The 11,844-nt window shown below is 58.9% G+C and carries 11 protein-coding genes; all 11 read left to right on the forward strand.

What is annotated here, in order from left to right:
* Nucleotides 1-20 precede the first annotated feature (20 nt).
* The 11 genes from D8M23_RS02635 to D8M23_RS12055 all read left to right on the forward strand — a co-directional run bounded on the left by D8M23_RS02635 (nucleotide 21) and on the right by D8M23_RS12055 (nucleotide 11,825).
* The gene (locus tag D8M23_RS02635) at nucleotides 21-782 is read left to right on the forward strand and encodes a 16S rRNA (uracil(1498)-N(3))-methyltransferase (RefSeq protein WP_006887172.1); all 762 of its coding nucleotides are present in this window, start codon (nucleotides 21-23) and stop codon (nucleotides 780-782) included.
* Between the two features lie 43 nt (nucleotides 783-825).
* Nucleotides 826-1,947, forward strand: a complete 1,122-nt coding sequence (locus D8M23_RS02640) for a PhoH family protein (RefSeq protein WP_051121960.1) — start codon at nucleotides 826-828, stop codon at nucleotides 1,945-1,947.
* A 3-nt stretch (nucleotides 1,948-1,950) separates the two neighbouring features.
* Entirely contained in the window at nucleotides 1,951-2,472 is a 522-nt protein-coding gene (gene ybeY / locus D8M23_RS02645) for an rRNA maturation RNase YbeY (protein ID WP_126853545.1), read from the forward strand.
* A gap of 10 nt (nucleotides 2,473-2,482) precedes the next feature.
* A complete protein-coding gene (locus D8M23_RS02650; protein WP_126853547.1) occupies nucleotides 2,483-3,808 on the forward strand; it encodes a hemolysin family protein in 1,326 nt (441 codons plus the stop codon).
* Between the two features lie 130 nt (nucleotides 3,809-3,938).
* On the forward strand, nucleotides 3,939-5,063 hold the full coding sequence (locus D8M23_RS02655) for a GTPase Era (protein WP_037233602.1): 1,125 nt from the start codon (nucleotides 3,939-3,941) through the stop codon (nucleotides 5,061-5,063).
* A 35-nt stretch (nucleotides 5,064-5,098) separates the two neighbouring features.
* Nucleotides 5,099-6,538: an LCP family protein gene (locus D8M23_RS02660; RefSeq protein WP_037233599.1), complete on the forward strand. Its 1,440-nt coding sequence runs from the start codon at nucleotides 5,099-5,101 to the stop codon at nucleotides 6,536-6,538.
* A 279-nt stretch (nucleotides 6,539-6,817) separates the two neighbouring features.
* Complete coding sequence (gene leuA, locus D8M23_RS02665) at nucleotides 6,818-8,557, forward strand: 2-isopropylmalate synthase (protein WP_126853549.1); 1,740 nt, start codon at nucleotides 6,818-6,820, stop codon at nucleotides 8,555-8,557.
* Nucleotides 8,558-8,784: 227 nt separating this feature from the next.
* Nucleotides 8,785-9,630, forward strand: a complete 846-nt coding sequence (locus D8M23_RS02670; RefSeq protein WP_006887180.1) for an undecaprenyl-diphosphate phosphatase — start codon at nucleotides 8,785-8,787, stop codon at nucleotides 9,628-9,630.
* 99 nt (nucleotides 9,631-9,729) lie between these two features.
* On the forward strand, nucleotides 9,730-11,055 hold the full coding sequence (mshC, locus tag D8M23_RS02675) for a cysteine--1-D-myo-inosityl 2-amino-2-deoxy-alpha-D-glucopyranoside ligase (protein WP_126853550.1): 1,326 nt from the start codon (nucleotides 9,730-9,732) through the stop codon (nucleotides 11,053-11,055).
* Nucleotides 11,056-11,193: 138 nt separating this feature from the next.
* Nucleotides 11,194-11,505, forward strand: coding sequence for an ArsR/SmtB family transcription factor (locus tag D8M23_RS02680; protein WP_023132971.1), 312 nt, complete (start codon nucleotides 11,194-11,196; stop codon nucleotides 11,503-11,505).
* Nucleotides 11,502-11,825 (forward strand): hypothetical protein, encoded by a 324-nt coding sequence (locus tag D8M23_RS12055; RefSeq protein WP_126500086.1) that lies wholly within the window; start codon nucleotides 11,502-11,504, stop codon nucleotides 11,823-11,825. The genes D8M23_RS02680 and D8M23_RS12055 overlap by 4 nt, the downstream gene beginning before the upstream one ends.
* Nucleotides 11,826-11,844: the final 19 nt, after the last annotated feature.

An 11,844-nucleotide genomic window follows, 5' to 3' on the forward strand; every position in this document is an offset into this window, starting at 1 on the left:
GTTTAACCCAGGAAGGCACGATGAGCGCACCCGTTTTCTACATAGCACCGCAGGAGTTTGACCCGCTCACCCCGGGGACGGACTTCGAACTTACCGGCCCCGAAGGGCACCACGCGAAGGTGAAACGTGTTGAGAACGGTGAACGCATCGACCTTGCTGACGGGCAGGGGCGGCGGGCGTTAGGTACCGTTGAAGCAACAACCGCCGGCGGCATTAGGGTGCGTATCATTGAGATTCAACATGATAAGAACCCCCTGGAGGTGTATGTGGTGCAGGCGCTCGCTAAGGACGGGCGCGATGTGCAGGCCATTGAGACAGCCACCGAGCTGGGCGTCACAGGGGTTGTGCCGTGGGGCGCAGACCGCTCAATTGTGCGGTGGAAAGGGGAACGGGCCGCTAAGGCTCACACGAAATGGCGGAATACCGTTGTGGCTGCGGCGAAACAGTCCCGCCGTTCTCGTATCCCCACCGTCTACGATTTGCACTCGACCCCCGAGCTTGCGGAGCTTATTGCCGAGGTGAGGGCACAGGGGGCGGCGGTTTTTATACTGCACGAGCAGGCGAGTGAACGCCTCACCACTCTACTGGGGCAAAGCGCCGGGGAACGGCTGGGTGAGATTTACCTGGTGGTCGGGCCCGAAGGGGGCATCAGCGAACGTGAAGTTGAGATGTTCACGCAGGCGGGCGCATCCCTAGCCCTTTTGGGTACCGAGGTGCTGCGTTCCTCGACCGCAGGATCCGCAGGGTTATGCGCCGTTAATATTGCCCTGGGCAGGTGGTAGGCACGGCTATACTTAAGGTTTATACACTAGCCAAGGAGCTGATATGACAACTACCTCCCGACCGCTTTCAACGGCCCGCACAGTCTCTTTTAAGAGCGCCGCAGAGATGGTGGCGGTGCTCGGGCCGCAGGATGCCTACCTGTCACTGATTGAGGACTATTTTGAGAGCATCAGCGTGCACCCTAAAGGGCTTGATCTGCTGATTACCGGCCCGTCTGAGTCGGTGAACACCGCCGCTAAACTGCTCAATGAGCTGCGGGTATTAGCCAGCCACGATACGCAAATTACGGTGCAGGTCATTCACCGTCTCATGGGTATGCTCACCGATGAGCTAAAAGATCCCGCCCGTTCCCTATCGGCGAGCATCCTGTCAACGCGGGGAACCACGATCCGCCCCAAAACCATAAACCAGAAGAAGTATGTGGATGCGATCGATGCGAACACCGTCATTTTTGGTATTGGCCCAGCCGGTACGGGTAAAACATATTTAGCGATGGCTAAGGCGGTGCAGGCGCTGCAGTCCCGCGAGGTGAACCGTATTATTCTGACCCGTCCCGCTGTGGAGGCGGGGGAGCGCCTGGGGTTTCTGCCGGGCACCCTGAACGATAAGATCGACCCGTACTTACGGCCCCTGTACGATGCGCTGCACGATATGCTGGAGCCCGAGACGATCCCTAAGCTCATGGAGGCGGGCACAATTGAGGTGGCCCCGCTGGCGTATATGCGCGGGCGTACCCTCAATGATGCGTTCATTATTCTGGACGAAGCCCAGAACACCACCGCGGAGCAGATGAAAATGTTCCTCACGCGCCTGGGGTTTGGGTCGAAGATGGTCATTACCGGGGACGTGACCCAGGTTGATCTGCCGGGCGGGCAGGCCTCCGGCTTAAAGCAGGTGCGTAATATTCTTGAGGGCGTTGAGGACATTCAATTCTGTGTCCTTGAATCCTCAGATGTGGTGCGTCACGCTTTAGTGTCGAATATTGTCTCAGCTTACGACCGGTGGGGTGAAGACCAGAAGGCGATGGAACGCAAACGTAACCGGAAGGTCAAGCGTGCCACGATTGAGGCGGCGGCTGAGAAGCTGCTGGATCGTGCCGGTATTAACGGGGATGCCCCAGCTGGGGCCGGGCGCGAGACCCCCGGAACCGGTAAGGAGGCTTAGCCGGTGGCGGAGCTAGAATTTGAGATTGAGGAGCCAGACACCGGTACCGAACCAGAAGCCGATGCGCTGGTTCGGGAGTCTTTCGCAGCTGTTGACACTGCGGTACTGACCCGGCTGGTTGAGCACGCCTTTAACCGGATGCGGGTCAGCCAGAGTACGTACCTCTCCATTGCTATTGTGAATGAGCGTGAGATGGAGCGGATACACCTTGAATGGATGGACCTTTCCGGACCTACCGACGTCATGAGCTTCCCCATGGATGAGCTGACCCCCGGCACGGACACCGAACCAGCTACGGGGATGCTGGGCGATATTGTGCTCTGCCCACCGGTGGCTGCACGCCAAGGCGCCGAGGCCGGGCACTCAACCCTTGATGAACTGTGCCTGCTTACCGTGCACGGGATCCTGCACTGTTTAGGGTATGACCACGGTACCGCCGCGGAAGAGGCCGAAATGTTCGGTATTCAGCGCAGCATCCTTGAAGAGTTCCTGGGCCGTCCCGCCCCCGTCGAGACCCGCCACTGAGGACCCTTCCGTGACTTTCTTACTTCTGCTTTCCGCAGCGGTACTTGCGGCCACCTGCGCGTACACCATTACCGCAGCCGAGACTGCTTTCACCTATTTACCGCACCAGGAAGCCCAAGAGCTGGCGCTCAAACGCCCGCACACGCGGCTGGCGCGGGTGCTTGAGCACGCCACCGGGGGAGAATCTGAGAGGTACACGCACCCGCTACGGTTAGCGCGTATCCTCAGCACCGCCATCGCTAGTTTGACGACGATGCTTGCGATCCTTGAGCTGATTGACCAGCACAGTGTTGCGGCGGTGCTCACTCTCGGGGTGGTGTCCCTGGTGGGGTACCCGCTGCTGAGTGTGGGGGCGCGTGCTACGGGGCGTAACCGGTCTGTGGCGGTGCTGAAAATGCTCGCAGCACCCACCTATTACACGGCGCTGCTGCTGGGGCCTATCACCCGTGCCTTAGATGTGCTGGTGCGTGTATTCTCGCCCCGGCGCACCCCGGCCGCACCTGAAGGAGTTTTCGCTCAGGAGGAGCTGCGTGAGTTTCTGGACCGCGCCTCAGAGGCCGAAACCATTGAGGGCGATGAGGCACAGATCGTGCAGTCTGTCTTTGAGATGGACGATACGCGTATCCGCTCCATCATGGTTCCTCGCACCGACATGCTCACCATTGAGGCAGGCGAAACCCTCAAAAATGCCACCACGCTGTTTCTTCGCTCCGGCTACTCCCGGATGCCTGTGATCGGTGAATCAACCGACGACATTCTGGGTATTCTGTACCTTAAAGATGCGGTGCGGGCCCGCCTGGCGACCGCCGATAGCGCCCACGGCGGCGAGGAGCCCACCATCATCTCACTCATGCGCCCGGCACATTTTGAGCCCGAGTCGAAGCCGGCACTGGACCTGTTGCGCCGTATGCAACGTGAATCTACCCACGTTGCCATTGTGGTTGATGAGTACGGCGGCACCGCCGGAATGATCACCTTAGAAGACATTATTGAAGAGCTGGTGGGGGACATCTCCGACGAGTACGATAACGAGAAGCCCGACTACGCCCTGCAAGAAGACGGCAGTTTCAAAGTGTCCGCCCGGCTGGGGGTTGAACAGTTAGGGGAGATTTTCGGTATTAACCTAGAGGACGAAGAAGTAGACACCGTCGGCGGTCTGCTCGCCAAAAACCTGGGGAAAGTACCCATTGTCGGTGCTGAGGTGACAGTTAACGGTATCCACATTCGGGCGGTAAGCGCTGGCGGGCGCCGCCACCAGATCGACACGCTGCTCGTGTGGGCACAGCCCCCGCATGAGCCCGAACAGAACCACTCACATGAAGAGACCGACGAATAGCCCCGCACCCCGCGCATAATGCGGAACAGGTGCGCAATAAACCTGAGGTAAACAAACACCCGCGCAGCTGGTTCACAGATAATTTTCAGACTCACTCTATAGAATTTTCACTTACATCATGGAGGAATTAATGGACATCGACCTTACAGCGCCCTTACCTAGCTACCCGGAGGGTTTCCGATCCGGGTTTGCGTCACTGGTGGGACGCCCCAACGCGGGGAAGTCCACTCTCACCAACGCCCTGGTGGGGCAGAAAGTGGCTATTACCTCCAACCGTCCGCAAACCACACGCCATACCATCCGCGGTATTGTGCACAAGGACGACTACCAGCTGATCCTTATTGACACCCCCGGTATTCACCGGCCCCGCACACTATTGGGGGAGCGGCTGAACGACCTGGTGGCTGGAACCCTCTCACAGGTGGATGTGCTCGGGTTCTGCATCCCCGCAAACGAGAAAATCGGCCCCGGCGACCGGTACATCGCCTCGCAGCTTGTGGCCGCCAGCAATAAGCCTGTGGTGGCGATCGTTACCAAAGCCGACACGGTGGGAAATGAGCAGCTCACCGAACAGCTTCTAGCGGTTCAGGCGCTAGGCGAAGAAGTCATGAGCGCAGAGCGCGCCAGCCGCGCTCAACGAGCAACACACCGCGCCAAGCAGGGGAGCAACCCCAAAAAGGCGCGTAAAAACGACGCCGTTCCCTTCGCCAAAGGCAGCGGCCCGGCAGCACGCCGCGCGGCAGGAACCGTACAGGAAGAACCTCTGCCCGTAGACGGTAAAGGCGGCTGGGCAGATATTATCCCGGTCTCAGCGGTACAAGATTTTCAGGTGGATGCGGTCGCTAACCTGCTGGCAAGTTACACCCCCACATCCCCGCCTCTTTACCCCGCAGGGGAGCTCACCGACGAGCCAGAAGCCACGCTCATTGCAGAGCTTGTGCGTGAAGCAGCTCTTGAAGGCGCCCGCGAAGAACTGCCCCATTCGATAGCTGTTACTGTTGAAGAAATGGAATTTCGCCAGGGACGCCCTGAACACAACCCTCTCCTTGATGTTCACGTTAATCTTTACGTCGAGCGCGACTCGCAAAAAGCCATCATTATCGGCAAAGGCGGGTCAAACCTGCGTAAAATTGGTGCGAAAGCACGCGAACAAATCGAAACGATGCTCGGCACCCGCGTGTATCTGGGCATCCACGTGAAAGTCGCCAAAGAATGGCAGTCTGACCCGCGGGCACTAAACCGCCTCGGTTTCTAGTACTCGCCTGAACCCACCGCAGAAAGCAAGAAGGTATGACAGAAAAACCTCCTATGATCAGCAGCGGCCGCCATATGCGCAGCAGCATCATGAAGTCTGCACGCAATAAGTGGATCGCCCTGTTCAGCGCCTGTATGCTACTTGTCGTGTTAGGCTTCGGCGGCGCCATCGCGTTACGCCTACGCGCTAACCTGCACACCAATGAGCTAAACATTGGTGACTACCAGGGGGCGCTGGAGAACGGCGCACTCGACATCCTGGTGATTGGCTCAGACACGCGTGCCGGTACCGACGGTTCATACGGTGAAGACGACGGCAAAGCCGCCCGCGCTGACGTGATGATGCTCCTGCACATCAGCAAAGACCGTAAGAACGTAAACGTGCTCTCATTCCCGCGTGACTTGATGGTGTCCATTCCCAAATGCACCGACCCTGACGGCAAAGTGTACCCCGCTGAGGACGGCGTACAGATTAACGAGTCTTTGGGGCGGGGCGGCCCAGGCTGCACTGTGGCGACCATCAGTAAACTCACCGGTGTGCAAATTGACCACTTCATGCTGGTCGACTTCAACGCCGTGAAAGAGCTGTCGAAGGTTGTAGGCGGCGTTGAGGTGTGCGTGGATAAGCCGATTGATGACGAGTACACCAACCTGAAACTTCCCGCCGGCCGGTCAACTGTTGAGGACGAGCAGGCGCTCGCATTCCTGCGTTCACGCCACGGCTTTGGTGACGGCTCCGATATTGGTCGTATTCAAGCCCAGCAGGGGTTCATGGCGGCCCTGCTGCGTAAGGTGAAAGCCGAAGGCACCCTGTCTAACCCCTCGCGGATGGTGAACATTGCCGAGGCTATCACCCAGAACGTGACCGTGGATAAGGGCCTGGGCAATATTAACGAGCTGGTCGGTATCGGCGGCACCCTAGGCGGCGTGGATCTCTCGCAGGTGGTGTTCGCTACCGTGCCCACCGAGCCGTGGAGCCAAGACAATAACCGTCTGCAGGTCACCTCCGAAGCAGACTCCGTCTTCAAACGCCTGCAGGATGACCAGTCGCTAAAGGTGGAGAAGGCCGCCCCCGCAGCGCAGGAGCAGCCCAAGGCGCAGAGCGCACCGGCTGACCATTCCACGAATGTTACCGTGGTGAACGCAACCAACCTGGAGGGACGCGGCGCGGCTATTAGCCAGGTAGTGAGCGGGCTGGGGTACACGAACGTGGCCCCCACCTCCGCCGCTGAGGCGGCACAGTTCTCCGCCGTCACCTACGCGGCCGGGCATGAGGCTGAGGCACGTGAGATTGCCGCTAAGCTCAACATTGGCCGAGTCTCTGAAAGCGCGGAGGCAACCGGTGTGACTGTGACCGTTGGCACCGACTTCCCCAAGGGTGAGACCATGGAGAAGCAGGAGGCGCAGATCGCGGGCAACGCAAACGGGCAGACTGCTGATCAGGAAACCTGCCAGCACGCCTTCGCCTTCAACTAGCGGGCGGGGGCCAATAACCCCGAGCGTGTAGAAAAGCTGGGTGGCGCATATTGAGCGCGTCACCCAGCTTTTTTGTATCGCATAGTGAAAGCGGGGTGTATGTGGCGGGTGGGCGGCTCTTCGGCGTGGTAGCGTAAAAGGTATGAACGATACCGGCGTGAGGATTCTAACCCTTAGTTGCTGGGGCGGGGTTCGCTTATCCTAAGAGCCGCACCCGTTCCAGCGATATATTGCGGCGCCCACCACGTGCCTTAGGCACAAGACCTCACAGGAATGAATATGCAGAACCGTCAGACTCCCTCACCCATGCCGGTGCACAAGTACCGTCCGTTCCACGAGCAGATCGCCGTTGATTTGCCCGATCGTACGTGGCCGAACAAGGTCGCTACACAGGCCCCACGCTGGTGCGCTGTTGATTTACGTGATGGCAACCAAGCCCTGGTTGACCCCATGAACACTGAGCGTAAGCTCGCCATGTTCGATTTGCTGGTGCGCATGGGGTACAAAGAAATTGAGGTGGGCTTCCCCTCAGCCTCACAAACCGATTTTGACTTCGTACGCACCCTCATCGAAGACGGGCACATCCCCAATGATGTGACGATCCAGGTGCTGGTGCAATGCCGTGAACACCTGATTGCCCGCACGTTTGAGGCCATTGAGGGCGCCCCAAACGCCATTGTGCACTTCTACAACTCAACTTCCGTGTTGCAGCGCCGCGTGGTGTTCCAGCGTGATGAGGACGGCGTTCTGGATATTGCGTTACAGGGCGCGCGCCTGTGCAAGAAGTTTGAAGAGCAGATGATCTCTAACACGAATGTGCTCTACGAGTACTCGCCAGAGTCATTCACCGGCACTGAACTGGAATTCGCGGCGCGTGTATGCAACGCTGTCGCTGACGAATTAGGTGTGGGCGTAGACGGTAAAGAGCTGATCGTGAACCTGCCCGCCACTGTTGAGATGGCCACCCCGAACGTTTACGCGGACGCTGTCGAGTGGATGCACCGCAACCTGAAGAACCGTGAACACATTGTGCTGTCCCTGCACCCGCATAATGACCGCGGCACGGGCGTGGCGGCAGCCGAACTGGGGTACCTGGCGGGGGCCGACCGCATTGAGGGGTGCCTGTTTGGTAACGGTGAGCGTACCGGCAACGTAGACCTGGTGACGCTGGGGCTGAACCTGTACACGCAGGGCATTGACCCGCAGATCGATTTCTCCGATATTGATTCTGTCCGTAAAACCGTTGAGTTCTGCAACCAGCTGCCCGTGCACGAGCGTTCCCCCTACGGCGGTGACCTGGTGTTCACGGCCTTCTCGGGGTCGCATCAGGACGCTATTAAAAAGGGGTTTGAGGCTCTTGAGGCATCATCCGCGCAGCAGGGCAAAACGATTGACGAGGTGACGTGGGAGGTTCCCTACCTGCCGATTGACCCGCGCGATGTGGGCCGCAGCTATGAGGCCGTGATCCGGGTGAACTCGCAGTCCGGCAAGGGCGGGGTGGCGTACCTGCTGAAGAGCGAGTACGGGCTGGATTTGCCGCGCCGCGCCCAGGTTGAGTTCTCCCAGATCGTGCAGGAACGCACCGACACTGAGGGCGGGGAGATGACCCCGCAGAAGCTGTGGAACATTTTCACGGACGAGTACCTGCCCGCCCCTGAGGATCAGGAACGTTGGGGTAAGTACCGTATCGAGTCGATTAACATTGACTCGGCGGATACGGGGGCAACCACTCTGCGCGTGAGCCTGAACGTTGAAGGCCGCACCTACAACCGTACCGGCACCGGTACCGGCCCCGTGGATGCGCTGCAGAACGTGCTCAGCGCTGAGGGCGTAGACATTCGGGTCATGGACTACTCGGAGCACACCCTCTCCTCCAGCTCAGCAGCGAACGCCGCCTGCTACATTGAGGCAGCCGTCGATACGCGTGTGCTGTGGGGTATTGGCATCGACAGCTCCACCACCCGCGCCGCATTGAAAGCCATGATCTCGGCGGTAAACCGCGCCCTGCGTGACGTATAGCTGAGCGCGTAGCCTGGAAAGGCAGAAACCACCTGCAACTAAGCGGTGGCCTACGGTTGAGAAGCACCCCTCTGCTGATCATCCGGGGCCACCGTTTAGCGTGTGGGATACCCCTCACCAGGAAAGCACGTGGGCGGGCGGCCCTCAGCGGTTTTCCCAACCACTAAAGACCCTAGAATCTTTACACCCCTATTTTCTGCTCTCAAAGTTCATAGGCACTGTGGGGTATGCTGGAAGGCGTGGAATGGATTCAAGCTATTATTCTGGGCCTAGTGCAAGGCCTCACCGAGTTTCTGCCAATTTCGTCCTCGGCGCACCTGCGTATTGTGGGGCAGCTGCTGCCCGAGAAAGCTGACCCGGGCGCTGCGTTCACCGCGATCACCCAGCTGGGCACCGAAACCGCTGTGCTCCTCTACTTCTGGCGTGATATTGTGCGCATTATTTCGGCCTGGTTCGGCTCACTCACCGGCCGGGTTAAGCGCAGCAACCCGGATGCGCGGATGGGCTGGCTCATTATTATCGGTTCCATCCCCATTGGCATTCTCGGTCTGGTTCTAGAAGACTACATTGACTCCACCTTCCGGTCCCTGTGGATTGTTGGCACCATGCTGATCGTGTTCGCAGTGTTCCTGGGGCTAGCTGACCGGTTCGGCAAGGAGCAGCGCAAGATTAAGGATCTTACCTTGGGCCACGGCCTGGTGTATGGGTGCGCGCAGGCGCTCGCCCTGATCCCGGGTGTTTCCCGCTCTGGCGGTACGATCATGGCGGGCTTGTTCATGGGCTACACCCGTGAGGCGGCGGCACGTTACTCGTTCCTGCTGGCGTTGCCTGCGGTGTTCACTTCGGGCCTGTATAAGGCGTTTAAAGTGTTTACCGGGCACGAGGCGGGCGGCTACTACGGTATTCCTTCCACCCTGCTGGCAACTGTGATTGCTTTCGGCGTGGGGTACCTAATGATTGCTTGGTTCCTGAAGTATGTTTCGTCGAACTCGTACGGCTTGTTCGTGTGGTACCGTATTCTGCTTGCGGCGCTTATTTTCTTGGGCCTGGGGTTCGGGGTTATTTCTTCCTAGAATTTCGCTTGCCGCTTGGCGCACAGAAATACCCGTTTGCGGTTTGCCGCAAGCGGGTATTCTTGTAGGTGATATTTTTATGCCTTTGAAAGGATGCTCATGCGTGCTTGGGATGCGCCCGCCCCTGTTTCTCTGCCCGGTTCGGCGCCGCTACCGCGTATCTTTGATACCGCCGCAAACACTGTGGTTCAGCTTGAAGAACCAAAGAAAGCGGGACTGTACGTGTGTGGTATCACCCCGTACGATGCCACGCATATGGGGCACGCATCCACCTATGTGGCTTTTGACCTGCTTAACCGTGCCTGGCGGGACGCCGGGGTTGAGGTGACCTACGTGCAGAACGTTACGGATGTGGACGACCCGCTGTTGGAGCGCGCAACCGCCACGAACGTGGACTGGCAAGAGCTTGCGGAAGACCAGACGGAGCTGTTCCGCACCGATATGGCGGCTTTGAATGTGCTGCCGCCGGATCATTATGTGGGGGTGGTCGAGTCGATTGCTTGGCTGTTCCCCGTGGTCGAGGGCCTGCTGGAGCGTGGCTTGGCGTACCGTGTGCCGGGGTTTACGGACGAGAAGGGTGTGCAGCATCCTGACGGGGATATTTACCTGGATGTGAAAGCGACCCAGGCACTACCGGCGGATGAGGAAGGGTACTCGTGGGCGCCGGGGCAGGTGAGCCATATGAGCCGTGAGGAGATGCTGAGCATTTTCGCGGAGCGAGGCGGTGACCCCGACCGCCCGGGCAAACGTGACGCCCTGGACCCGCTGCTGTGGCGTGCCGCCCGCGAGGGTGAACCGTCGTGGGAGGCCGGTGCGCTGGGCGCAGGCCGGCCCGGCTGGCATATTGAGTGCACTATGATTGCCCGCCGTTTTGTGAATGGGCCGCTGACGGTGCAGGCGGGCGGCTCAGATTTGACGTTCCCGCACCATGATTTGGGGGCGGGGCATTCGTGGGCGGTGGATCACCGGCCGCACGCCCGCCACTATGCGCATACGGGCATGGTGGGTCTTGACGGGCATAAGATGAGTAAGTCGCGCGGGAATTTGGTGCTGGTTTCTAAGCTGCGTGCAGCCGGTGTTGACCCGAACGCGATCCGCTTGGCGATTCTTGATAACCATTACCGGTCTGACTGGTTCTGGACCGATGATTTGCTGCATAAGGCTGATGCGCGCCTTGAGACGTACCGCCATGCCATTGCGGCAGCCACCGGGGACGATACTGAGGGCGCCGTAAAGACTCTAGATAAGGTGCGCGAGTATCTGGCGGATGATCTGAACGCACCCGAGGCGCTCAAAGCGCTGGATGCGTGGGCTATTGATGCCCTCACACGTGCCCAGACGACGAGCACCGGTGCGGCGGCACCGGTGGGCGGGGCTGAGCTAATCCGCGATATTTTGGCGGCTCGTTTGGGCGTGACCCTGTAGGTTCCATGCAGAACTTTATATCGAAAAATACCCCGCGGGCTGACCTGCGGGGTATTTTTCGCTGGTGGGTTGTTAATATTTTTGTGCGGAACAGACAACGGTTGACATATAAACCTGTTTTTATATAAAGTTGTCTTTATGGAAAATGGTTCAGCCCATAAAGATTGGGAACATGAGTTTGGCGCATCGGTGGCTATTTTTTCAGCATTGGCCCACCCGTTACGCCTAGCTATTGCCCATCATCTTGTGGAGCGCCCACACAGCGTTAGCGAACTGCATTCATGCTTGGGTATCTCCCAGCCGCTTGCCTCGCACCACCTGCGTATTCTGCGTGAAGCGCATGTTGTTGAGGGGCAGCAGCAGGGCAGGGCCACCATATACAGCTTGAAGGATCATCATATTAGTCACATCGTTACTGATGTGCATGCCCACACTAAGGAGCAATCATGACCACCGTAGCACCGCACCGTCACTCCGAGGCACATGCTCACACCCACGGCCCCAACTGCGGGCACCAGGCAGTGATTCACCTGGATCACGTGGACTACCTGCACGATGGCCACGCACACCGTGAGCACGATGGCCACTACGACGAGTGCAACACCTGTTCCTGCGGCAACTGCAACGACCTGTGCGCTAACTGCACCTGCGCCGATTGCGCTTGCCCCACCTGCAACCACGCCGTGTGCGAGTGCGCTCACTGCAGCGACTCCTGCGCTAACTGCGCATGCGAGGACTGCACCTGCTCAACCTGCCAGCACGCAGCGTAAGTTTCATACACTTATAGAC

The sequence above is a fragment of the Rothia sp. HSID18067 genome (genome assembly GCF_003989445.1).
In the GTDB taxonomy this organism is placed as follows: Bacteria; Actinomycetota; Actinomycetes; order Actinomycetales; family Micrococcaceae; genus Rothia; species Rothia aeria.